The sequence below is a fragment of the Microvirga sp. jy35 genome (genome assembly GCF_056148915.1).
Genome location: NZ_JBWBEW010000051.1, coordinates 1 through 21722, shown reverse-complemented (window position 1 = coordinate 21722; position 21722 = coordinate 1). Strand labels below are relative to the sequence as shown.

The following is a 21722-nucleotide window of genomic DNA, read 5'->3' as shown; positions in this document are numbered from 1 at the left end:
TGCTCAGGCAGGGATGAGACCGTGCCGAAGCATGATGTTCTTCACCTGCCCGAGGTCAGGCTTGCCCGGACCATTCACCGCTTCGGCAATCTCCTCGAAGTAGCGCCGCCCGATTGAGCCCGGCGTCAGGACCACCAGTGCCCGTGCGGTCTGCTCATGCAGGTTCTCGTGGTGGTGCACGCTCCCGCGTGGGATGAAGATGACGTCACCGGAGTGCAGCTCGCGCCTTTCTCCATCCAAGGTCATCGTGAGAGTTCCTTCCAGTCCATACACGGCCTCGTCCACATCGCGGTGGAAGTGCGGCGCTGGCACCCGAGCTTGTGGCGGGACGGTGAACTCAAACATGACGAGGTCACCTGAGCCTTGTGTTTCGTCGACCAGGAACCGCAGATCCAGGTCGCCGATCCGCACGGTGTTGCTGCTGATGCCTTCCATGATGCGCTCCTCTGATGTAAAGTGACTTTACGTCTATAGACATAAAGCGACTTTACAATGGGTGCAAGTGCGTTTGAACACACCAAAGGACCCGGGGCGGGCGAGGATGACGTCCCGCCGTTTGTGGGAGCCTTGCTGCGCCAATGCTGGCGACGCGTGCGCGACCGGATCCAGGGCGCCGTTCGGGCAGCCGGCTTCGACGACCTGCAGGAGGCGCACCTTGCGGTGTTTACTTACCCCCTGCCTGACGGGGTCAGGCCGGCGGACTTGGCGCGGCGAATGGGGATGTCACCACAGGCCACCAACTACCTCATCGCTCAAGTTGAGGCCCTCGGATATCTGGAAAGACGCGCCGCAAAGGGCAGTGACCGGCGCTTGGTCTACCTGACTGAGCGCGGCTGGCAGGTGGGCGAGACGATCTTCGCCTGCCTGCGCGAGCTACAGGCGGAATGGGCTGCTGAGGTGGGGCAGACACAGTTCGCTGACTTTATGGACGTGTTGCGGCGCCTAGCAGCGGAGGAGCCAGTAGCACGCTCTCGCGAATAGGACATGTGGAGGTCGACCTGTGTTCTGGGGTGGTCCATCCACATGGCCCAATGGCATTCGCGCCGAGGCCCCCAGCCTAGATTGACTGCTGAACGGAAAGTCAGCGCTTGGCAGATACTGTTGAAAAACTCGCAGACGGCGCGCCGACGCTGTCAGGTGCGTTGGTGCTGCTAAAAACTGGGGTTTCGCGACTCTCCCAACAAAATTGGCGCTTCTCAGAAGTAACGCTGGGTCCGCTCCTCCTGCACAAGGAGACATTTGCGACCAACAACATTTGCCTTTGTTGCTCCCATGGTTCCATGGCCGCCTGCATTAAAGGCAGGCAGTAGACACAGAATACCGGCTCTCAGTCGCCCTGTTGCACGGATAGCGATTTGGCTACCGAGACTGGATCGCATAGGAGGACTGTGCCTTCCAAATCTCGGATTCGACCGTGCCGTTCAAGACCAATGCCGCTCACCGTCACCATATTCCCAAGCAGCGGCACCGAGTGATGAATTGGGCGGAGTACGACGCAGCCTTGCGCCAGCGGGGCAGCCTCACGGTCTGGTTCTCCGAGGAAGCAATTGCCGCTTGGCAGGCTGAACCTCGTACAACGCGAGGCGGTCAGCCGCGTTACTCAGCTCTGGCGATCACGACAGCCCTAACACTCCGGGCGGTGTTCCGGCTGGCTCTGCGCCAAACCGAGGGGCTGATTGGCTCGATCCTTCAACTTCTTAGTCTGGACCTGGCGGTGCCCGATCACTCGACCCTGAGCCGCCGCGCCGAGACCCTGGAGGTGCCAAGGCCAAGTTCCGGAGGACCCGTTCACCTGCTGGTCGACAGCACAGGTCTGCGTCTGTGCGGACCCGGCGAGTGGCTGATCGAGCAACACGGCACCCGGAGACGCCGATCCTGGCGCAAGCTGCACATCGGCGTCGACGCCGAGACCGGCCAGATCCTCGCATCAGAGTTGACCAGCTGCGATGGTGACGATGGCGCGCAGGTTGAGCCCTTGCTCGACCAGATCACAGCTCCACTTGCCACCTTCGTTGGTGACGGAGCTTACGACCAGATTGGCATCTACAACACGGTTGCCCAGCGCCATCCTGATGCGGATGTGATCGTTCCGCCACGATCAACGGCCATACTGAGCGAGGACGGGGAGATCGCCCCGACCCAGCGCGACCGGCATCTCCAGAACATCGCGGAGCATGGACGCACGGGCTGGCAGAAGAGGTCCGGGTACACGCGTCGGGCTCTGGTGGAGACCGCCATCAGTCGACTTAAACGAGTGACCGGGGATGCGCTGCGTTCGCGGACGGACCGACGTCGTGGAACTGAGGTCGCCATTGCAGTTCAGGCCTTGAACCGGATGCTCGAGCTCGGACGCCCGAAGTTCGTCCGCATCGCTTGAAGAAAGGCATTGAGTGGGCTCCGTCTGGTCACCAACCGATCCATGCAACACGGTCGGGTGCCGGCTCTGGACTTTCTCAAACCCTACTTACTAGGGAAGGCTCAAACCCTACTTACTGGGGAAGGGGCACTGTCCTTCCCAGTTGTCGGGCAATCGTGCAACGGACGTTCGTTCAGAGGTGGTGCCGCTAAACAAAGGCGAAAAGCGGCCAGAAGATGTAGCTGTGCCCTTCGTCAAGCAACAGTGCGAGCAGACTATAGAGCCCTGAGACACAGCACGTTAGCTTAGCCGTAACACCATACCAGTTTCGGCCATAGTCTTCGTGTTTGTTGAAGGTCTTGGCGCCGAATCGGTCGGCGCGTCACAGGGCCTCCAATGACCCGCGCTCTGGCACTTGCCACTGCTCTCCTGCTCGCCAGCCTCTCCCACACACCCACCGCACAAGCCGCAGACCCGGTTCACTTCTGGGATCTCCAGCCTCGGTCTCTTCGGCTGCTTGTTGCGTCCCCACAGGTGATGGTCACCCGCACCAAGACAGGGTGGGATGCCTACTGCCGCTGTCCGGTTGTGCTCGCACCCTCGGAGATCCCGGAGGTGATGAAGAAAGCCATCGTCGCCGTCGAGGACAAGCGCTACTTCGACCACAGCGGCGTTGATGTGGTTTCGCTGCTGTCCGTCCTCAAAGGCGGCCTCACCCGAGGCGGCAGCACAATCCCGATGCAATTGCTCAAGAACCTGGTGTTTCACGACCTGCGCGCCAGTGACGTGCTCACGCGGCTTGAGCGCAAAGGCGCGGAGGTCTGGTACGCCGGCCTCTTCGACGAGGCCGTGGGCAAGGAGGAGCTTCTGGCCGCCTACCTCAACCAGATCGAGTTCGGCGGCCGCGACATCGTCGGTATCTACCGGGCAACCCGGCACTACTTCCGCAAGGAGCCGAAGGATCTGACGCCGTACGAGGCCGCTCTGCTGGCTGGCATGGTCAAGGCGCCGGCCCGGCTCAATCCAATCCGTGAAAAGACACGGGAGCGGGCGCATGAGCGAGCACTTCTCGTCCTTGAACTCATGGCCGAGCAGGGCCTGATTACCCAGAAGGAGCGTCGCCAGGCTGAAAAGGCTGGCATCCGTCCCGGCCTGCTACCGGAGTTCAAGATCCAGCCGCAGGCTTTTGCCGAATGGGTGGTGGAAACTTGGGCCGACAAGTACGTGCAGCCAGGGGAGACGGTCCGGTTTTTTGTCACCCTGAACCCGCGCGTCCAGCACATCGCGGAGCAGCAGCTTAGCAGGCTGGTCAAGGACGGAGCTGTCCCATCCCAGTATGATGCGGGCGCGGTGATGATGGCACCGAATGGACGCGTGCAGGCGATGTTGGGCTCCGTGAACTGGTCCCAGCGGCAGTTCAACAACGCCGTGAAGGCCAGCGTCCAGGCTGGCTCAACAGCCAAGCTGCCGCTGTTGATTGCCGCCTGCGAGGCCGGCAAGTCCCCTGAGAGCCGACTCGTGGACCAGCCGATCAGGGGAACATGGCCCGCGAACGGCGAACTGGGCTATCGAGGGCAGACGACGCTAAAGGAGGCTTTTGCCTCATCGCGCAATGCGGCGGCCGTGCGGCTGGCCCAGGAGATCGGGGCTGACACTGTCGCGGAGGTCAGCCGGCGCATGGGTATCGATCCTGGCCCTGCACCTGATGCCGGATTTGTTCTGGGCTCTTCCTCGAGCAATGTCATGGCCATGACAGCAGCCTATACAGCGGTAGCGAATGGCGGTTACCGCGTCGGTCCATCGGGCGTGCTGGCGGTGGTCGATGGCCGGGGACAAGTCCGGGCTGACTTTCTCACCCCCATGCGGACGAGGGTCATCCCGGAGAGGTGCATTGAGCCCACCCAGGCTATTTTGCGTGAGGTGGTCCAGCATGGGACCGGACGCGCGGCGCAGTTGAAGCGGTGGGCCGCCTACGGGAAGACCGGGACCTCGACCGGCAATGCAGACGCCTGGTTCATTGGCTGGAGTGAGCAGCGGGTATTCGGTGTTTGGATGGGGCGGCGCCGTGGCGAGAGCGGGCCTGCTCTTGCTGGTGCGGGCGCACCGGCCGCTTACTTCGGGCGTGTTGCCACTGCGGTGAACGAATGGAGCGAGCGACAGCAGAGGTTGGAGGCGCAGCGGCTCGCGAGTGCAGGCTCTAAGAGAGGGCTTGAGCCGGGCAGGATCGTTGATTGGCTCTCTTCCGTTCCGCAGGCCATGAAACAGCCTGATACACCACCAACTCAGGAAAGGCCTCTCAGAGAGAAACGGACTTGAGCCATGCGGGCTCGGCTGGATCTATTCTCACCATGATCGTATCGATCTAGGGTGCTCATGATGCCCATCCGCTATGTCAGCTGCGTGTTTGCCGTTCTGCTTGCCGGAGGTTCCAGCGCCCTCGTGGCGGCGGAGCGCTCGCCGGCGCAGGCGCAGAGATCAGACACGCGACAACAGGTTGAGGGTCAGTTCCGCGAATGGCTGGCCGGCACAGTTTGGCCCGATGTGCAAAAACAGGGGACTTCTCGCGAGACGTTTGACCGCGCCCTCTCGTCCCTCTCGCTTGATTGGAGCCTGCCGGAACTGCTGCCCCCAGGCCAAACAACCCCAAGGGACGATCAGCGGCAGGCCGAATTCCAGAGCCCCGGCCGCTACTTCTCGGAACGCCAGCTCACCTCGCTCGCGACCGCCGGCGGAAACCTCCTGACGCAGTGGGCAAACGCTCTGACGATGATCGAGCAGCGCTATGGTGTGCCGCGGGAGATCATCGTGGCGATCTGGGGCCGCGAGACGCATTTCGGCCGAGTCAGGCCCAAGCACCAGGCCGTGAGGGTTCTGGCCACGCAAGCCTTCATGGGCCGGCGGCGCACGCTCTACTACCCGGAGCTCCTAGCGGCGCTGCAGATCCTGGAGCAGGATCATTGGCCGGAGGAGACCTTGCTGTCATCCTGGGCTGGGGCCATGGGGCAGCCGCAACTCCTGCCCTCGAAGTACCTGCGCTATGCCGTTGACGCAGACGGAGATGGACGGCGCGATATCTGGGGCTCCGTCCCGGATAGCCTCGCATCCATGGCCAGCTATCTGCGCGAGCACAGCTGGAAGCCCGAGCGGGCCTGGGGAATAGAGGTTCACGTTCCGACGAGCGTTTCCTGCACCCTGGAAGGGCCGCGGCAGGGCAAACCGATGCGAGAGTGGGCCCAGCTTGGACTGACCCGCGCCGGTCAGACATCCCTTCCGGGCGATGACAGCGATGCAACCGGGTTCTTGCTGATGCCGGCAGGGCGACTGGGACCAGCATTTCTGGTGTCAGAGAACTTCTACGTGCTCAAGCAGTACAACGAGTCCGATCTCTATGCGCTGTTCATCGGTCACCTCGCCGATCGGCTGCGCGGCGGCTCCAGCTTTCGAGCGACGTGGGCGCCGACTGATCCTATGCGGCGCGGGGATATCTGGGCCATGCAGGAGCGCCTGCAGGTCCAAGGCCACGATGTCGGCAAGGTCGACGGCTTGATCGGCTTTGCAACCCGCACGGCCATCGGCCAGTGGCAGACGAGAAACCAGCGCGCTGAGACCTGCTTTCCTGACGCCTTCTTGATCGAAATGATCCGCTAGGCCACTTTCCTCATGACGCTCCCGGTCGTCGCATGACAGAGTCCTTCATTCCTCACCTGGAGAGTGAGCCTGGTCTCACACCCGACGAGAAGATGGCTCTTGTCAGCCTCGAACCACGCCTTGGCCACACCTACGTCGTACAACGTCTCAGGCGAGAAGCAGAGTACGAGGCTCAGGCCTTGCGCGAGCGCACCCAGCTCTTCAATCGTGAGCACTGGCTCTCGAACCCAGCGCTGATCCGAGGTGGTCTCCGGCTGCTCGGTCTGCATGAGAGAGCTCGACGCAATGCCCTTGCTATCGAGGTCCGCCATCACGAGGTGCGACTGCCTCATCTTCCGGACGCGTTTGACGGGTTCGTCCTCCTGCACCTTGCCGATCTGCACTTTGGCATGAATGACCAGTTCCTGAACACACTCATCCGATGCGTTGAGCCACTGCGCTACGATTTGTGTGTCCTGACAGGGGACTACCGCGCTCTTACCTATGGACCCTACAGGATAGCGTTGGACGGACTGGAGCGTCTGCGGGCAACCATCAAAGGCCCTGCTTATGCAATCCTGGGCAACCACGATACGATCCGGATGGTGCCCGCCATGGAGCACTTCGGATACCGACTTCTGTTGAACGAGGCGACGAGCGTTGCACGCGCTGATGAGGCCATCTACCTGGCCGGTGTCGATGATGCAAACGTTTACCGCATGGCCAACATCGAGCAGGCTGCGCGTGACATTCCAGTGGGTGCCGTCTCCATCCTGCTCTCGCACACTCCCGAGACATATCGTCAGGCGGCCGACGCTACGTTCGACCTGGTGCTCTGCGGACATACGCATGGTGGCCAGATCTGCCTGCCGGGCGGCATTCCGATCCGCACCGAGGCCACCAGCCCCCGCTGCCTTGTCAAGGGCTCATGGCGGTATGGAGGGATGATCGGCTATACTTCGACTGGGGCTGGCACCTGCATCGTCGATGCGCGCTTGAACTGCCCGCCCGAGGTGACCCTGCATCGGCTCCAGCGCGGTTCTGCCTTGATCCGAGGTGGCTCATCAGAAGGGACGGTCGCGGATCTTCAACCGGAATAGGATCCGGGATAGGACAAGCTCCAACACAATGAACGCGATGACGAGAACAGCTATGTCGTTGCTCGTCAGATTGAACTGCTCCTTGACGATCAGAAGAGGCAGCAGAGCTTCGGGGATCTGATCCAGCCCGAAGGCCTGGGCATGCAGCGGCAGGTGAAGGCGCCGTTTGACAAAGCTGGAGAAGAGGTCCCCCAACATGGACAAGCCTGCAATTGCAGCCCCTGTGCTCCAGTCCAGATGCAGCAGGGCTGCTGATCCAGCTGTAGCGACGACGGACAGAATGACACCACGAACGGTTTTCGAGGTTCCGAAAAGAGGTTCGCCATCGGGCAGGGTAAGCCCCCCATCTAGGGGGGTGCTGAGTCGGTCTTGGAGCAGCTTTTTGGCAAAGATCGGTGTCCCATTGGCCACCCCGAGGAGCGCCAGGAGTTGCAGGCTCAGCATCCAGTCGGCCATGTCGGTCACCAGGTCAAAGGGTACCTCGACGATAAGGGAAAGCAGGTAGATTACGTTCAGTTCAGCACAGGACGTACGCTGACCGGACCCCATCACATCTGTTTCTCAGATCCAATGTGCTCCTGGTGCTGGGGCCATAAACAGTGATCGAAGCTGTCTAGGAGCAGTTAGGCCCTGAGGGCTGAGCCCGCATTGCCGAAAAAGGTTGATTGCTGCCCATCTCTTCGAGCTTTCCGAAGTAGAGAGGCACAAGAGGGGACCTCAGCGGAGCCGATCAGCATGAGAGCCCTTGTTCCAACAGCATCTTAGACATACGACACCAATCTGTTCTAAAATTCAGATGCAATTTCCTTGCAGCAGGGGAGAGTGCACTTGTGGAACGTTCCGGAAGGGCAAGGTCTATTGGAACAATGGTTCCGTGAAGAGGCCGCTATCACAATCAAAGTAGACCTTTACACGGCCGCGCTTAAGGGGTCTTGCGAACGACAGCACCGTCTTGATCGCCGCACGCGGCCTTCAGGGCGTCGGTGCTGCGTTGACGGCGCCAAATGCCCTGGCGCTGATCGCGACGACGTTCCCCGAGGGCAAGCCCCGCAACGATGCCTTGGCCGTGTACGGCGCGATGTCCGGTCTCGGGATCGTCGCCGGGCTGCTGCTGGGCGGAATCCTAACTGGAGTGTTCGGCTGGCGCTGGGTGTTCTTTATCAATGTTCCGATAGGCGTTGCTGTCCTCACGGGATCGCGTGCGCTCGTCGAGGCCGAGCTGCACAAGGGCGATGTTGACCTCTTGGGAGCGCTGACGAGCGTTGTCGGCCTGACGGCGCTGGTCTACGCGATCACCCGAGGTGGCGAGCATGGCTGGACCGACAGTGTGACCGTAGCGTCCTTCGTCGCCGCTGCCGTCTTCCTGCCCCTGTTCACCTTGATTCAGTCGCGTCGCGCGAACCCGCTGGTGCCCTTGTGGCTGTTCAAGGATCGCAACCGCGCTGGTTCATACCTGTCGATGCTGCTGATCGCCTTCGGGCCAATGGGAGCATTTTACCTCCTGACGCTCTACATGCAGCACATTATGGAATACAGCCCGATCCGGACAGGACTGGCCTGGCTCCCCTTTGCCATCGGGATCGTTCTCGGGGCAGGAGTAACAACGAAGATCGTTGCCCATTTACCGCCCCGCGTCGTGGCCGCTCTTGGCATGGTGATCGCGGCCGGCGCACTTCTGTGGTTGTCCGGCATCAGCCGTGAGACCGCTTACGCCTCCCACATCATGCCCGCGATCTTTGCTCTCGCGTTCGGCTTTGCAATGGGGTTTGTTCCGCTCACGCTGACAGCGGTCAAAGGCGTGAGGGCGCAGGAGACCGGGATCGCATCCGCCTTGCTCAACGCCTCTCAGCAGATTGGCGTCGCTTTTGGGCTGGCAGTTCTCTCATCGATCTCCGTCACGGTCACGGCCCGTTCGCTGCCCGATGCACTGGCATCCCTCTACGAGGCGCGCAGCGCTGCCGATACTGAGGCTGTGCGTCAGGCCAGCGATGCCATTATCGATGGCTACAGCGCCGGACTGACCTTCGGAGCCGTGGCGATTGTTCTCGCGGCTGTCATCGCGGCCGTTTTCATCAATGCGCCAAAGGGGCAGGCTCCGGTTGCAGGTGAAGCGGTAACGCGCTGACGAGGAGCGCAAAAGCAGGGCGCAGGCGTGGGGCTAGCGGCGGCGCTGTCCCAGCCCTTGCCTGTCTCTCACAGCGGACGCGAAGGCCCCCTGAAATGGACGACGTCGCTATGGTGGCGAGGGCCGGGACATTCTGCCCCACAGTCATACCACGGCCTTCCTTGTTTGGCCCGGGATGCTGCTGGTCGTGGCGGTTCTCGTGGTCGCGGCCGTCACCATCCGGAGGACGCTAGGTGCGGCGGCTTGAACTGCGGCACCGAGGAGCGGGGCTGGCGAGCGTCAAGGAGGTGCCCCGCCGCTTCACCGCGAAGTCTGAAACCGGAACACCGGAGACAGGTCTGAGGGCAGCAATCCACCCTAGGCCGAGGTTTCCCGGGGAACGGCGAAGCGGCCCTCCTCGGCCTTGTGGAAGTACTGGCTTGCAACCAGCATGCCCTTAAAGGGACGGATTGGAGGGATGCAACTCAGCAGCATGAACGGCAAGGTCGTGAGCAGATGCACCCACGCGGACGGCTCGTAGGCCAGTTCGATCCAGACGCCAAATGCCGTCGCTTGGATAGCCATCGTCATCATGACAAAGAAGGCGGGTCCATCGGCCGGATCGGCGAAGGAGTAGTCGAGGCCGCACGCCTCGCAGCGGGGAGCCAGCGTGAGGAAGCCATTGAACAGCCGGCCCTGCCCGCACGCGGGGCACCTGCACTTGAGGCCGTACTTGAAGATGGAATCCTTGGCGCCGACTTTCGCGGTCATCTTTGATCCTTCATGTCTATGCTTCTGCGCGTTGTGGTGGCGCGCCCTTGGGAACTGCCCCGACTGTCATGCCAGCCAGAATTTGATGACGAAGCCCACGGCTGCTGTCGTGCCAACGCCGGCGGCCCAGAGGCCGACGAACCACAGCCAGCGGCTCAGGGCTGAGCCCCGTTCGAGATCGTTGGTCATCAATGGTATCCCTCGTGTCCGGTCTTGCCGCGGAACACCCAGTACGAGTAGCCAGTGTAGGCAAGGATGATCGGGATCAGCACGCTCGCGCCCACCAGCATAAACTGAAGGCTCGCCTCCGGAGCCGCGGCTTCGTGGATCGTGACGGCATTCGGCACCACGTACGGGAACATGCTGACGCCCAAGCCGAGCAGGCACAGACCGAACAGCCCCAGGGTCAGCAGGAACGGCCAGTACTCCCAGCGGCGCACTAGGCTCACCAGCAGCGCACCGGAGCAGAGACCCACGAGCAGCGGCACTTGGGCGGTGAACAGCACCTGTGGCCAGGCGAACCAGCGCTCATAGTAGGCGCCGCTCAGGAATGGCGTTGCCGCGCTCACGAGTCCGATGCATGCAATCAGCGCGATGGCGAGCTGACCGCCAAGGCGGAAGCTGTGGTTCTGGACCATGCCTTCGGTCTTCATCACCAGCCAGGTCGCTCCGAGCAGGGCATAGCCCATCACGAGGCTGACCCCGACCAGCAGGCTAAACGGCGTGAGCCAATCCCACCAGCCACCAGCATAGGAGCGGCCTTCCACCGCAATGCCCTGAAGCAGGGCGCCGAGCGTGATGCCCTGCGCCAAGGTCGCCGCCACCGAGCCCGTTGTGAAAGCAAGGTCCCAGTAACGGCGGTGGCCGGGATCACGCCAGCGGAACTCGAAGGCGACGCCGCGGAAGATCAGCGCCAGCACCATGGCGATGATGGGTGCGTAGAGAGCCGGCAGGATAATCGCATAGGCGAGCGGAAAGGCCGCCATCAGGCCGCCGCCGCCCAGCACCAGCCAGGTCTCGTTGCCGTCCCAGACCGGGGCGACCGAGTTCATGGCGCTGTCGCGCTCAGGTCCAGGCGCGAAGAACGGGAACAGGATCCCGATGCCGAGGTCGAAGCCGTCCATCACCACGTAGGCGAAGACTGCGAACGCGATGATGAAGGCCCAAAGGGTGGGGAGATCAAAGAGAGTTGCCATAGGTTAAACCTCCGCGACGAGGGTGCGGGCAGGGTTGACAGCAGGGGCGGGGGTGATGCCGGCGGTGCGGATCGGCTCGCGGCCTGCTTCAGGCCCGGTCTCGCCCGGATGCGGGGCTTTGCCCATCAGCTTGAGGATGTAGCCGGTACCGGCGCCGAACACGATGAAATAGACGACGATGAAGGTCAGCAGCGAGGCCGCCACCGCCGGGGCTTCAAGCGGCGAGGCCGACGCGGCTGTCTTGAGCAGGCCATAGACGGTGAAGGGCTGCCGTCCGACCTCGGTGGTGACCCAGCCGGCGATCACGGCCACGAAGCCAGCAGGACCCATGGCGAGCGCCAGCCAGTGCAGCGGACGCCAGTCGTAAAGCTGGCCGCGGAAGCGTGCCCACAGGCTGAGCATGCCGAGGGCAAGCATCGCGAAGCCCAAGCCCACCATGACGCGGAAGGACCAGAACACCACCGGCACGTAGGGCCAGTTGGCACGATCAACCGTGTCGAGGCCGTTCAACGGGGCGTTCAGATCATGCTTGAGGATCAGCGAAGATGCCTTCGGGATTGCGATGGCGTTGCGCACCGTGCCGGCCTCTTGGTCGGGGATGCCGAACAGGATCAGGGGCGCGCCATTCGGGTGGCTCTGAAAGTGACCCTCCATGGCCATGACCTTGGCGGGCTGATGCTCAAGCGTGTTGAGACCGTGCATGTCGCCCGCGAGGATCCGGAGTGGGGCGACGACGGCCACCATGCCCATGGCCATCGAGAACATCACCCGAGCGCCCTTGTTGGTGCGCTCGCGCAGCAGGTGCCAGGCACCGACGCCGCCGACCACAAGGGCTGTGGTGAGATAGGCCGCCATCACCGTGTGGACGAGGCGGTAGGGGAAGGAGGGGTTGAAGATGATCGCCAACCAGTCCTCGGGCACGAACTGCCCGGCCTCGTTGATCCCGTAGCCGACCGGCGTCTGCATCCACGAGTTGGCGGAGAGGATCCAGAAGGCGGAGATGAAGGTGCCGACGGCGACCGCGAGCGTGGCGGCGAAGTGCAGCTTGCGCCCGACGCGCCCCATGCCGAACAACATGATGCCGAGGAAGCCCGCCTCCAGGAAGAAGGCGGTCATGACCTCGTAGGCCATCAGCGGCCCGATGATCGGTCCGGCCTTGTCGGAGAACACCGACCAGTTGGTGCCGAACTGGTAGGACATGACGATGCCCGAGACCACGCCCATGGCAAAGGCGAGGGCGAAGATCTTGAGCCAATACTTGAACAGGTTGAGATAGACCTCGCGCCCGGTCCATAGCCACAGCCCCTCCAGCACGGCGAGGTAGCTCGCCAAGCCGATCGAGAACGCTGGGAAGATGAAGTGGAACGAGACCGTGAACGCGAACTGGAAGCGCGCCAACAGCAGGGCGTCGAACTGATCAAACATTTCTACCTGTCCTTGGGATCGTCGCGGCGGCTCTTCTTCGAGCCCGGCACGACGAAGAGACGATCCTTCATCTCCAGGATCTTCTGCACCTTCGAGCCCAGCGTCAGGAGCTGGACGAGGCGCTCGGTGTCGAGCCGCTGCACGTCGGCGTACCAGCCTGTGAGCAGCTCGAAGAGGTCGTGCATCTCGCGCATGCGCTCCTGAGCGTGGCGCTCCTCGGCGCTGGCGGGCTCCTGCATGAGCACCTCGCGCAGGAGGGTCATGGTCGGATCGATCTCGCGTTTCTTTCGCTCCTCGACGAGGGTCCGGACGATCTGCCAGATATCGTCGGGAGTACCGAAGTAATCACGCCGATCGCCGGGTTTGTGCTGGAGCCGGACGAGGTTCCAGGCCTGCAACTCCTTGAGCCCCATGCTGACGTTGGAGCGGGAGACGCCGAGGCGCTCGACAATGTCCTCGGCGTTCAGCGGCTCCTTCGAGAGGTAGAGCAGGGCATAGATCTGACCGACGGTGCGGTTGATGCCCCAGCGGGAGCCCATCTCGCCGAAGTGGAGCACGAAGGTTTGAACGAGGGGAGGGAGGTTCACGCAATGTCCTGTAATTTCAGAATTTTATGAAAAATGTGATTTGTTTGTTTCACGTCAAGTCCGCGCCAGACCCATAGGTGCAGAATGTTCTGTTTCGGACCTGTCCTGGAACCGCTTCCTTGGGACGGTGCCTAGCTGTGGCCTGCGACCAGATGCTGCTGGACTAATCGGTCCAGAACTCTTATGTCCAACACTTAGCGGACCAGTTGGTCCCGAATAAGTGCCTTGAGAGGGAGACACACCATGGCACGGCCGCAGGAGTTCGACACCGCTGAAGCTTTGCACCAAGCCATGGGCATGTTCTGGCGCAAGGGCTACGAGGCCACTTCGCTCGTCGACCTGCTGGAGGCCACGGGCCTGAGCAAGAGCAGCCTGTATGGCACCTTCGGAGGCAAGCGTGAGCTGTTCCTGGCGGCCTTCGATACCTATCGCGAGGAGCGGGCCCGGGACATGGGACAGATCCTTCAACAGGGGTTGGCCCGCCAAGCCATCGAGACGTTCTTCCGTATGATCATCGACGTTGCCCAAGCTCCCGAGCTCTCGCGCGGCTGCATGAGCATCAACCAGGCCGTTGAGATGGCCCCGCGCGACCTTGAGATCCAAAGCCGTGTGGAGGAGGACTTCCAGCGCATCGAGGATGCCCTGACCCGTGCCATTCAGCGTGGCCAGGCGGAAGGCTCGGTGAAGAGCGCCCGGGATGCCCGGGAGCTGGCCCGGCTTTTCGTGGTGGCGTTCCCAGGCTTGCAGGTGATGATGCGGGCCGGCGGCAACAAAGCCCGGCTCGATGATGCCTTGAGGCTGATCCTCTCCAACCTCGACTGACCCGAACGCGTTCATTTTACGCGTTCTTTTGTAACCAAACTGGACCATTCGGTCCGCAACCTGAGCTGACGACAAAGGAGCTCTATCCCATGAAGATCAAGCAAGTCCGCAACGCGACCCTCATCATCGAGTACGCCGGCAAGACGTTACTGGTCGATCCGTTTCTGGCCGAGAAGGGGGCCTATCCCGGCTTCGAGGGCACGGCCAACAGCCACCTGCGCAACCCCCTGGTCGATATGACCGTGCCGATGGACGAGATCCTTGATGTCGACGCGGTGATCGTCACCCATCTGCATCCGGACCATTGGGACGAGGCGGCCCAGCGCCTGGTGCCGATGGACATGCTGATCTTCGCCCAAAACGAGGAAGATGCGGCCGCCATCCGGGTTGCCGGGTTCAGCAACACGCGCGTGCTGAGCGAGAACACCACGTTCGATGGCATCACCCTGATCAAGACCCCCGGCCAGCATGGCACCGATCAGGCCTATGCCGTCATCGGTGAGATCCTGGGTAACGTCTGTGGCGCCGTGTTCAGGCATCCGGATGAGAAAACCCTCTATCTTGCCGGCGACACCATCTGGAACGGCTACGTCGAGGAGAACCTGAAGACGTACAAGCCGGACGTGGTCATCCTGAACTGCGGCGACGCCCAGGTTCCCGGGCTCGGCTCGATCATCATGGGCAAGGAGGACGTCCAGAAGGTCTACGAGGCCGCCCCGCAGGCGATGCTGGTGGCCAGCCACATGGAGGCGGTCAACCACAGCCTGCTGTCGCGCCAGGAACTGCGGGAGTTCTCCGAGGCAAACGGCATGACCGACCGTCTGCTCGTGCCGAATGACGGCGAAGCCCACACGTTCTGAGAGGGACGCGATGACCACCGAGACCAACAAGGAGGTTGTTCGCGCCTTCTACGACGCGATCAACCGCCGCGACTTCGGCGCCCTCTCGGCCTACTGCCACGAGGATTTCGTCTTCTACCACTAGATGGACACGCCGCGTCCGGGCGTGGTGGGGTTCATCGCCTCGGAGAAGAAGAACTTCGACGCCTTCGACGATTGGCAGATGCCCATCTGGGACATCATCGCCGACGGTGACAAGGTGGCGGCCTCCCTGGTGTTCGAAGGTACGCCTATCGGCGAGCACCAGGGGATCGCGCCGACCGGCAAGCGCCTTCGCTTCTCGCTCCTGATGCTTCTCACCTTGAAGGACGGGAAGATCATCGAGAAGCGGGCACACTTCGACCGGCTGGATATCAGGAGCCAGTTGGCGAACTGAGCCCGGGAGGACAGCCGATTGCTTGCCATCATGTAAGAAGGAGCGGTCGTTGACTCAAAGCGACCGCTCCCCAATGGCGGCAATGGGCACGGGCCGATCTTAACCGGACTTCCGGATCATTTGGATGCGAGGAGCTTCTGGTTCCGGCTATAACCGCAATCGATTTGATTGGTCGTCCAATCGCGCGCCGTTTTGCAAAACATAGTTGCTCAAGTCTTTTCAGGGTGGTGGGAGCCTAAGAAGATCTTTTACCGCTCGCGAGTTGCGCTGCATACAGCCCGCAACTCGCGAGCGGAGCACCCGAAATGAGCTCGAAACGCCCGGGAAAAATGCGCGGCGTCGTTGAAGCCCCAGCTGAACGCGATTTCGCTGATGCTGCGGTTGACAAGAGCCGGATCACAGATGTCACGCCGTGCGCCCTCCAGTCTCTGAACCCAGATCCACGCATTCAAGGAGCTGGGCTCGCCTGCGAAGGCGCGATGCACGGTGCTTGGCGAAATCCGCAAATACGCTGCGATCTCGTCGACCGGCAGTCGCGGATCCCGAAGCCGGCGGGTCACATAGGCTTTGATCTGGTCGCGGTGCATCGCGGTAAGGTTGGAGACCGGCGGATCGGCGGCACCTGGGAGGGAGCAGAGGCCGGCTAAGATAATATTCTCCACACTTTTGGCAACCGCGGCCACCGAGCTTGGCTCCAGGTTTTCGATGTCGGCGGCAAGCGACTTGATCATGCTGATCATGAGATTGCCGGCACCACGGGTGCCGCACACCTTGCGGGCTGTCAGCTGCTCCGTGCCCTGCGGCTGGCTCCGCAAGACGGAACCCGGCAAGGTCAACACATACTGCTGGAAGTCGCGCCCGAAGACCAGTTCGTAAGGCCGGGTGGAGTCGTAAAGAGTGAAGTCGCCTGGTTCAAGCTCGGCTGTCCGTCCTGCAGGATCGTGCCGTTGCCGACGGTCTGGATGCTCACCAGGAAGAAATCCTCGGTCGCCTGGGCTATCTTGGCCGGCGTTCGGCGTACCGATTGCGATGCGGCGGTCACCCGGGAAATGCCCAAGGTCGCCAGTTGGTCGACCTCGATATGGCCATAGAAACCCCCGTTGATCTCGGCGGTGTCGCAATCCAGTTGCACATACGTGTTGCAGACGGCCTCAACCCAGTAGGATAGCCGCTCCCGCTCATCCACCTCGTCTGTGGACTACAGCCTCTGCATTCTCACAGAATATCAGCGGGGGTCATGCCGTCCATAGGAAAAACCGACTGATGCGACGGCGTATACGCCACTGGCAGAGCCTCTGTCGCTGGACGAGGCCTATCTCGATGTGACCAAGAACCTGAAGGATATTGCGTATGCCACCCAAGTGGCCCGGGAGATCAGAGCCAAGATCTGGGAGGAGACCCATCTGTCAGCCTCGGCCGGGATCAGCTTCAACAAGTTCTTGGCTAAAATGGCGTCAGATCAGAATAAGCCGAATGGCCAGTTCGTGATTACGCCCGAAATGGGGCCAGCCTTTGTCGAGAGGCTGCCGGTCAGCAAGTTTCATGGCATCGGCCCGGCCACAGCGAGGAAGATGAACGAGCTCGGCATCTTCACCGGCCTGGATCTGAAGGCCCAGTCGTTCGACTTCCTGCAGCAGCGCTTCGGCAAGGCCGGGACCCACTATTTCTGGATTGCCCGTGCCGTTGACCATCGCCTGGTCCAGCCCGACCGCATCCGCAAGTCTATTGGCGCCGAAAACACGTTCGAAAAGGATTTGGAGAGCTTCGAGGAGATGAAGGGTGCGCTCCAGCCAATCATGGCTAAGGTCTGGCGGCATTGCGAGCACACCGGCGTACGCGGGCGGACGGTGACGCTCAAGGTGAAGTTCTCCGATTTCCAACAGATCACCCGCAGCCGCACCTTGCCCGGCTATGTTGAAAGCCGGTCGGGGCTTGACCAAGCCAGTGTCGACCTCCTTCGACAGTTGTTCCCACTGGACAAGAGTGTGCGCCTTTTAGGCGTGTCCCTATCGGCCCTGAACACGGACGAAGAGGGTGAAACTCCGCAGCTATCACTCCAGCTGTAGAGAGCTCCCAGGAGCTGTACTCGGAACTCAGTGACCAAGTTAAGCCATGGTTGGGATGGATTGGCCAGACCGCCGGAAGCCACACCCACTAAATCCCGGACCGATAGACAATGTCGCCTCCGACGATTGTCATCAATGCCTTGGTGTCGCGGATTGTCTGTGGCGGCACGGAGAGGATGTCCTGAGATAGAACCGCAAGATCTGCGAGCTTGCCATTTTCAATGGAGCCCCGATCCTTCTCCAACCCCATGACAATAGCATTGTTGATGGTGTAGAGCTGAAGCGCCTCACGCGGTGTGATCGCCTGTTCTGGCCCAAGCTGATAGCCATTGAGCGTCCCGCGTGTTGTCATCCACCACATCGACAGGAATGGATCCACAGGAACGACCGGGCCATCTGTTCCGCCACCAACATGCACACCGGCATCGAGCATGGCGCGGATTGGGATGGCATAGCCTGCGCGCTTGTCACCCCACCACCGCCGTTGGTTGTGCCCCAGTAGTACCGCATGGTCCTGCGCGGTCGCCATGATGCCGAGCTCGCTCATCTTCTTGAGTGCGCTCTCCGTCGGAAGAAACACATGCATGATGGCCCAACGCAGGTCCTTGATCGGCGTCTCGGCGTTGACCCGCTCGTAAGAGCGCACGATGACATCGATTGTCTCGTCCCCGACGGCGTGGGTCTGAACCTGGACTTTGGCTGCCGCCGCAAGCTTCAGTCCCTCGACATACTCATCCTCTCCTCCTGGAGGAAGGAGGAGGACGCCACGATAGTTCGGATCCGGCTGTTCGCCCGGCACAATCTGGTAGGGCTCATAGAGGCGCGCTCCCTCAACGCCGCCATCAAGCGGGTATTTGATCCCGGCAAATCGAAGTATGTCGTCGGAGCGCAGTGAGGCCTGTGATAGACCTTTCTGCACTTGGTCCTTGGTAAGCGCACGATAGAGCAGATCCGTACGGATCGTCATCGCACCAGCGTCGCGCAATTGCGCATAGATCTGGATCGTGGGTTCATCAATGCCGGGCTCAACGACAGAGACAAGACCGTAGCTGTTGAGCTCCCGCATAGTCTCTCTGAGGAGGCGGGCGCGCTCGGCGGGCGCAGGAGGTGGCGGGAGGACACGGCGAGCGAAGTACGCGGCCGTCTCAAGAAGGACGCCGGTGGCCTCACCTGTGGCGGGATCTCGGACGATCACCCCGCCCTTTGGATCAGGGGTATCTTTTTTGATCCCGGCAAGTTCAAGGGCCTTGCTGTTGACGGTAACAACGTGCCCGCCGCGGGGGATGAACACCGGGTTGTTGGGCGACACCTCGTCGAGTTCATAACGCGTCGGGAGGCGGCCTTCCTTGAGCAGGCTCTCATGCCAGCCGGATGAGGCGATCACCCACTGGCCAGGCGACGTCTGGGCAACGCGCTCGGCGATCAGCTTCTTCAAGTCGTCAACTGAGCGAGCCTCCAACAGCTTTACGGCAGGCCGGTTCAGGGCTGCGGAGGCCATATGGAGATGCGTATCAATCAAGCCTGGCACAACAGTGCGCCCGTCGAGATCGATGATCTGGGTATTGGGACCAGCTCCCTTGAGCACGGTTGCATTATCACCCACTGCAACAAAGCGATCGCCGCGGACAGCAAGCGCCTCGGCGGTCGTAAAGTTCTTGTCGACCGTGACGATCTTACCATTGTGAAGGATCAGATCGGGCGGTTGTGCCCAGGCCGGTCCGGCCAGCAGGGAGCCTACAAGCAGAAAGCCAGCGGGCAACAGGTGCCGTATACGAGTGTTGATCATGGCGAACGTTCCCGATCCTGCGGGTGAAAATCTGCACAGGCTCAGAGGGTACGCGTCCTGGCGTCCAACAGGATTACTGTGGCAGTTGGTCCAGTCACCGCGAGCTGACCCTCGACCAGGACAGATTCGAAGATCGGGGGAACGCTTTCGGTGGAAGCGGAACGGATTGTAATCGTCGCGCTGGGATCATGGATCGTGCCGCATAGCTGACAGGCGCCTGGCGAGAACTCGGACAGGGCAAATTCACGTCCATCGAGGCTTGGTGCCAGATAGCCTCGGACCCTGACCGTCTGGCCTGTCATGGAGCGTGCAAGGTTGGAAGCCTGCCCGTCTGGTCCAACAAGATTGGCCAGAGGCAGTTCGTCCTGTGCGTAGGCTCTGGCGAGAGGGGCGAGAGTGATGAGACCAGCGATTCCAGTCAGAACGGAGCGCCGATCGAGTTGAGGCACAACCTCGTGGCAGCAGATCGTGGCGAAGCGAGACATGATGAGACCTCCTGATCCCTTGCCTGCCTTTATGCTACTCTCCAAGCGTAGCGTCGCCTAAAGCGGGCTTCAGCTGTGCTTACAGATGAGCACTTTGAACTGCCCCCACTTAGTGTTTTGCTGTCTGAATATTCCAAGCTTAAAAGAAGTAGTTGTCAAGCAGTGGCCGCAAACTCTCATCTGCTGACCAAGCGACTACCCAGCACTGTTGTCCGCGGCAGAGTGTTGCTTCTGATAAACATGAGTCCCGTCGCCGATCAGGATCTCGGCAAGCCCGTCGATCTCTCTTACAACACGGTCGATTTGACAGTATTCCGGACCACCGATCGGGATCTCTGCCAGGGATCGCGTGAGGAGATGGCGGGTTGGACGTAGGGTCTCGAGGAGCCTGTCGGCAACCTTTCGGTTCATGATGGGGTGGGACCTTTCGAATGACCATGTTGCATGGGAATCAGCCCTTCATGTTCCTGATTTGTTCTAGTTGGAAGCGAAGGAATGGCAAGAAGGTTTCTGGGGTTTTCACCTGTTTTTACCTCATGGCATTCTCGGGCCGCCAACAGCACTTTTCTGTTCGGACCTTGGGGACGGCCCTCTGACCTGCGCTATATATTGGCACATGACAAAACCCTCTGATTTCACAGAAGCACTGACCTCACCCTCGGTTGCCCGCAATTGCGATCCCATCCTGAGCGTGCTTCGCCGGTTGCTCCCGCCGACCGGGCAGGTTCTGGAGATTGCCAGCGGGACCGGTGAGCACGCTGTTCACTTTGCGGCTGCCCTCCCTCATCTGACCTGGCAACCCACAGATCGTGATGAGCAGGCCCTCAAGAGCATCGCCGCTCATCGGGCGGCCTCAGGCTTGCCTAACCTGCTCGCTCCACTTTTCCTTGATGCGGCCGCCCTGGAATGGCCTGTGGAGCGGGCTGATGCAATTAGCGCGATCAACATGGTCCACATCTCTCCCTGGCAGGCGACCCAAGGACTGATGGCCGGGGCAGGGCGCATACTCCCACTCGGAGGAGTTCTCTATCTCTACGGGGCCTACAAGGAGAACGGCGCCCACACGACACCAAGCAACGCAGCTTTTGACCTGGACCTCAGGCAGCGCAATCCGGAATGGGGTGTCCGCGACGTGGAAGGAGTAGCAGACTTGGGGAGGGAACACGGACTGGATCTCGTCGAACGTATGCAGATGCCCGCTAACAATCTTAGCCTTGTCTTTAGGCGATCGAGGTGATCTGACGATGATCATCCTGACCTATTGCAGGGTAGCAAAACGTCAGAGATGGATCAGCTTGGACGGGCAGAAGTGCCGAGGACCCATCTGTTATCAGTATAAATACTAGATATTTTAGTCGCCGCGCGGCTTCAACAGAACAATCCAGCGGCTAAATAGAAACAAGGCATGTTGCAGGGATGCAGCCACATTGAGTGATACGCAGGAGCTATTGCCTAAGCCTTCAGATCCCACAAAGCTGTTCAAAATGGGTGGGGAGGAGAAGTGCCGCATCTATCGCACCTGGCGTGACTTTCACAGGCCCCAGGCGGTTCCTCTGTTCCATCGGAGCAATGGTACTGTTCTGCTGACGGAACAAGCAAACCAGCTACTCGCGTCCTGCTCCAAAGGCGGGATGTACCTCTACGTAATGGAACTATCGGTCGGAAACCTTCACCTCCCGCTTTACATAGGCAAGAGCAATGCTCCCTCCTCTCGGTGAAACGGTGGACATGTTCGACAGCTAAACACCGCGTCGAAAGGATCCTGCGTGTCTTGGCGACGTGCGCTCTCTGAGCTGAGTGATCCTATTAATCTTTACGTCCTACACGAGACCGAAATACGGCAGCCCCCGTTAGCCGGGTTCCCATGCTCTGTAGGTGCTGTTGAATACCAATTGGTGTCGCTGGCGAGCGACTTCTGTGCGGTGCTCTTGAACTCCGAGGGAAAAGCGCGATGATCATCAATTGGCTTCAATCTGTCGAGGCGGTCACTGCGCCACTCTTGATACCGATGGGCTTGAACCACGTGTGTTTTTGCGTGGTGGCATAATGTCGATTGATGGCACGTTCTAGAAGTAAGCCGAATTTTTGTATATGGCGCGACAAGCAGACCTCCATCTGGTTC

The 21722-nt window shown here is 61.0% G+C and carries 22 protein-coding genes and 3 pseudogenes; 14 read left to right on the top strand and 11 right to left on the bottom strand.

The window, feature by feature from the left end; all coding sequences use genetic code 11:
- Positions 1-3: 3 nt before the first annotated feature.
- Positions 4-435, bottom strand: coding sequence for a cupin domain-containing protein (locus tag AC0QTX_RS24335; protein WP_474606382.1), 432 nt, complete (start codon positions 433-435; stop codon positions 4-6).
- Positions 436-558: 123 nt separating this feature from the next.
- Between AC0QTX_RS24335 and AC0QTX_RS24330 the strand changes: the two genes are divergently transcribed.
- The 5 genes from AC0QTX_RS24330 (at position 559) to AC0QTX_RS24310 (ending at position 7083) form a co-directional block, all read left to right on the top strand.
- Entirely contained in the window at positions 559-981 is a 423-nt protein-coding gene (locus tag AC0QTX_RS24330) for a MarR family winged helix-turn-helix transcriptional regulator (protein ID WP_474606391.1), read from the top strand.
- 433 nt (positions 982-1414) lie between these two features.
- On the top strand, positions 1415-2377 hold the full coding sequence (locus AC0QTX_RS24325; protein ID WP_474606381.1) for an IS5 family transposase: 963 nt from the start codon (positions 1415-1417) through the stop codon (positions 2375-2377).
- Between the two features lie 375 nt (positions 2378-2752).
- A complete protein-coding gene (locus tag AC0QTX_RS24320; RefSeq protein ID WP_474606380.1) occupies positions 2753-4672 on the top strand; it encodes a transglycosylase domain-containing protein in 1920 nt (639 codons plus the stop codon).
- 57 nt (positions 4673-4729) lie between these two features.
- Complete coding sequence (locus tag AC0QTX_RS24315) at positions 4730-6004, top strand: lytic murein transglycosylase (RefSeq protein WP_474606379.1); 1275 nt, start codon at positions 4730-4732, stop codon at positions 6002-6004.
- 32 nt (positions 6005-6036) lie between these two features.
- Positions 6037-7083, top strand: coding sequence for a metallophosphoesterase (locus AC0QTX_RS24310; RefSeq protein ID WP_474606378.1), 1047 nt, complete (start codon positions 6037-6039; stop codon positions 7081-7083).
- Here the strand turns inward: AC0QTX_RS24310 and AC0QTX_RS24305 are convergent.
- Complete coding sequence (locus AC0QTX_RS24305; RefSeq protein WP_474606390.1) at positions 7048-7632, bottom strand: CDP-archaeol synthase; 585 nt, start codon at positions 7630-7632, stop codon at positions 7048-7050. The two genes, AC0QTX_RS24310 and AC0QTX_RS24305, sit on opposite strands and share 36 nt — an antisense overlap.
- A gap of 400 nt (positions 7633-8032) precedes the next feature.
- Between AC0QTX_RS24305 and AC0QTX_RS24300 the strand changes: the two are divergent.
- Positions 8033-9208: pseudogene (locus tag AC0QTX_RS24300) on the top strand (MFS transporter); the annotation flags it as partial.
- Between the two features lie 357 nt (positions 9209-9565).
- On the opposite strand, the gene AC0QTX_RS24295 reads toward AC0QTX_RS24300, so the two are convergent.
- The 5 genes from AC0QTX_RS24295 to AC0QTX_RS24275 all read right to left on the bottom strand — a co-directional run bounded on the left by AC0QTX_RS24295 (position 9566) and on the right by AC0QTX_RS24275 (position 13166).
- Positions 9566-9958: a DUF983 domain-containing protein gene (locus AC0QTX_RS24295; RefSeq protein ID WP_474606377.1), complete on the bottom strand. Its 393-nt coding sequence runs from the start codon at positions 9956-9958 to the stop codon at positions 9566-9568.
- A gap of 66 nt (positions 9959-10024) precedes the next feature.
- Complete coding sequence (locus tag AC0QTX_RS24290) at positions 10025-10147, bottom strand: DUF2474 domain-containing protein (protein WP_474606376.1); 123 nt, start codon at positions 10145-10147, stop codon at positions 10025-10027.
- Positions 10147-11154: a cytochrome d ubiquinol oxidase subunit II gene (cydB, locus tag AC0QTX_RS24285; protein ID WP_474606375.1), complete on the bottom strand. Its 1008-nt coding sequence runs from the start codon at positions 11152-11154 to the stop codon at positions 10147-10149. The genes AC0QTX_RS24290 and cydB overlap by 1 nt, the downstream gene beginning before the upstream one ends.
- Positions 11155-11157: 3 nt before the next feature.
- Entirely contained in the window at positions 11158-12579 is a 1422-nt protein-coding gene (locus AC0QTX_RS24280; RefSeq protein WP_474606374.1) for a cytochrome ubiquinol oxidase subunit I, read from the bottom strand.
- A 2-nt stretch (positions 12580-12581) separates the two neighbouring features.
- On the bottom strand, positions 12582-13166 hold the full coding sequence (locus tag AC0QTX_RS24275) for a GbsR/MarR family transcriptional regulator (protein WP_474606373.1): 585 nt from the start codon (positions 13164-13166) through the stop codon (positions 12582-12584).
- 243 nt (positions 13167-13409) lie between these two features.
- Here AC0QTX_RS24275 and AC0QTX_RS24270 point away from each other — a divergent pair, with 243 nt between their 5' ends.
- The 4 genes from AC0QTX_RS24270 (at position 13410) to AC0QTX_RS24255 (ending at position 15263) form a co-directional block, all read left to right on the top strand.
- Positions 13410-13988, top strand: a complete 579-nt coding sequence (locus AC0QTX_RS24270) for a TetR/AcrR family transcriptional regulator (RefSeq protein WP_474606372.1) — start codon at positions 13410-13412, stop codon at positions 13986-13988.
- An 89-nt stretch (positions 13989-14077) separates the two neighbouring features.
- Positions 14078-14848 (top strand): MBL fold metallo-hydrolase, encoded by a 771-nt coding sequence (locus tag AC0QTX_RS24265; RefSeq protein WP_474606371.1) that lies wholly within the window; start codon positions 14078-14080, stop codon positions 14846-14848.
- Positions 14849-14858: 10 nt separating this feature from the next.
- A complete protein-coding gene (locus AC0QTX_RS24260; protein ID WP_474606370.1) occupies positions 14859-14972 on the top strand; it encodes a DUF4440 domain-containing protein in 114 nt (37 codons plus the stop codon).
- Entirely contained in the window at positions 14973-15263 is a 291-nt protein-coding gene (locus AC0QTX_RS24255) for an ester cyclase (RefSeq protein WP_474606369.1), read from the top strand.
- Positions 15264-15511: 248 nt separating this feature from the next.
- Here AC0QTX_RS24255 and AC0QTX_RS24250 read toward each other — a convergent pair whose 3' ends face one another.
- Positions 15512-15850 (bottom strand): helix-turn-helix transcriptional regulator, encoded by a 339-nt coding sequence (locus AC0QTX_RS24250; RefSeq protein ID WP_474606389.1) that lies wholly within the window; start codon positions 15848-15850, stop codon positions 15512-15514.
- Between the two features lie 120 nt (positions 15851-15970).
- Positions 15971-16395, bottom strand: a pseudogene (locus tag AC0QTX_RS24245) (cupin domain-containing protein); the annotation flags it as partial.
- A gap of 142 nt (positions 16396-16537) precedes the next feature.
- Here AC0QTX_RS24245 and dinB point away from each other — a divergent pair.
- Positions 16538-17329 (top strand): annotated as a pseudogene (gene dinB, locus AC0QTX_RS24240) (DNA polymerase IV); the annotation flags it as partial.
- A gap of 88 nt (positions 17330-17417) precedes the next feature.
- Here the strand turns inward: dinB and AC0QTX_RS24235 are convergent.
- The gene (locus AC0QTX_RS24235) at positions 17418-18827 is read right to left on the bottom strand and encodes an amidohydrolase (RefSeq protein WP_474606388.1); all 1410 of its coding nucleotides are present in this window, start codon (positions 18825-18827) and stop codon (positions 17418-17420) included.
- On the opposite strand from AC0QTX_RS24235, the gene AC0QTX_RS24230 reads away from it, so the two are divergent.
- The gene (locus AC0QTX_RS24230; RefSeq protein ID WP_474606392.1) at positions 18828-19142 is read left to right on the top strand and encodes a hypothetical protein; all 315 of its coding nucleotides are present in this window, start codon (positions 18828-18830) and stop codon (positions 19140-19142) included.
- 14 nt (positions 19143-19156) lie between these two features.
- Here AC0QTX_RS24230 and AC0QTX_RS24225 read toward each other — a convergent pair whose 3' ends face one another.
- Positions 19157-19600 (bottom strand): hypothetical protein, encoded by a 444-nt coding sequence (locus tag AC0QTX_RS24225; protein ID WP_474606368.1) that lies wholly within the window; start codon positions 19598-19600, stop codon positions 19157-19159.
- 240 nt (positions 19601-19840) lie between these two features.
- Here AC0QTX_RS24225 and AC0QTX_RS24220 point away from each other — a divergent pair, with 240 nt between their 5' ends.
- Both AC0QTX_RS24220 and AC0QTX_RS24215 read left to right on the top strand, forming a co-directional pair.
- Positions 19841-19975 (top strand): hypothetical protein, encoded by a 135-nt coding sequence (locus tag AC0QTX_RS24220; protein WP_474606367.1) that lies wholly within the window; start codon positions 19841-19843, stop codon positions 19973-19975.
- A gap of 241 nt (positions 19976-20216) precedes the next feature.
- Entirely contained in the window at positions 20217-20837 is a 621-nt protein-coding gene (locus AC0QTX_RS24215; RefSeq protein WP_474606387.1) for a DUF938 domain-containing protein, read from the top strand.
- Positions 20838-21722: the final 885 nt, after the last annotated feature.

What these genes read in the sequence shown, in the direction of transcription:
- AC0QTX_RS24305 (WP_474606390.1), bottom strand. Translation starts at nt 7,632, where the DNA reads ATGGGGTCCGGTCAGCGTACGTCCTGTGCTGAACTGAACGTAATCTAC.
- AC0QTX_RS24260 (WP_474606370.1), top strand. Translation starts at nt 14,859, where the DNA reads ATGACCACCGAGACCAACAAGGAGGTTGTTCGCGCCTTCTACGACGCG.
- cydB (WP_474606375.1), bottom strand. Translation starts at nt 11,154, where the DNA reads ATGGCAACTCTCTTTGATCTCCCCACCCTTTGGGCCTTCATCATCGCG.
- AC0QTX_RS24280 (WP_474606374.1), bottom strand. Translation starts at nt 12,579, where the DNA reads ATGTTTGATCAGTTCGACGCCCTGCTGTTGGCGCGCTTCCAGTTCGCG.
- AC0QTX_RS24225 (WP_474606368.1), bottom strand. Translation starts at nt 19,600, where the DNA reads ATGTCTCGCTTCGCCACGATCTGCTGCCACGAGGTTGTGCCTCAACTC.
- AC0QTX_RS24230 (WP_474606392.1), top strand. Translation starts at nt 18,828, where the DNA reads ATGGAGATGCGTATCAATCAAGCCTGGCACAACAGTGCGCCCGTCGAG.
- AC0QTX_RS24335 (WP_474606382.1), bottom strand. Translation starts at nt 435, where the DNA reads ATGGAAGGCATCAGCAGCAACACCGTGCGGATCGGCGACCTGGATCTG.
- AC0QTX_RS24320 (WP_474606380.1), top strand. Translation starts at nt 2,753, where the DNA reads ATGACCCGCGCTCTGGCACTTGCCACTGCTCTCCTGCTCGCCAGCCTC.
- AC0QTX_RS24235 (WP_474606388.1), bottom strand. Translation starts at nt 18,827, where the DNA reads ATGGCCTCCGCAGCCCTGAACCGGCCTGCCGTAAAGCTGTTGGAGGCT.
- AC0QTX_RS24220 (WP_474606367.1), top strand. Translation starts at nt 19,841, where the DNA reads ATGAGTCCCGTCGCCGATCAGGATCTCGGCAAGCCCGTCGATCTCTCT.
- AC0QTX_RS24310 (WP_474606378.1), top strand. Translation starts at nt 6,037, where the DNA reads ATGACAGAGTCCTTCATTCCTCACCTGGAGAGTGAGCCTGGTCTCACA.
- AC0QTX_RS24315 (WP_474606379.1), top strand. Translation starts at nt 4,730, where the DNA reads ATGATGCCCATCCGCTATGTCAGCTGCGTGTTTGCCGTTCTGCTTGCC.
- AC0QTX_RS24255 (WP_474606369.1), top strand. Translation starts at nt 14,973, where the DNA reads ATGGACACGCCGCGTCCGGGCGTGGTGGGGTTCATCGCCTCGGAGAAG.
- AC0QTX_RS24270 (WP_474606372.1), top strand. Translation starts at nt 13,410, where the DNA reads ATGGCACGGCCGCAGGAGTTCGACACCGCTGAAGCTTTGCACCAAGCC.
- AC0QTX_RS24290 (WP_474606376.1), bottom strand. Translation starts at nt 10,147, where the DNA reads ATGACCAACGATCTCGAACGGGGCTCAGCCCTGAGCCGCTGGCTGTGG.
- AC0QTX_RS24215 (WP_474606387.1), top strand. Translation starts at nt 20,217, where the DNA reads ATGACAAAACCCTCTGATTTCACAGAAGCACTGACCTCACCCTCGGTT.
- AC0QTX_RS24250 (WP_474606389.1), bottom strand. Translation starts at nt 15,850, where the DNA reads ATGCACCGCGACCAGATCAAAGCCTATGTGACCCGCCGGCTTCGGGAT.
- AC0QTX_RS24295 (WP_474606377.1), bottom strand. Translation starts at nt 9,958, where the DNA reads ATGACCGCGAAAGTCGGCGCCAAGGATTCCATCTTCAAGTACGGCCTC.
- AC0QTX_RS24265 (WP_474606371.1), top strand. Translation starts at nt 14,078, where the DNA reads ATGAAGATCAAGCAAGTCCGCAACGCGACCCTCATCATCGAGTACGCC.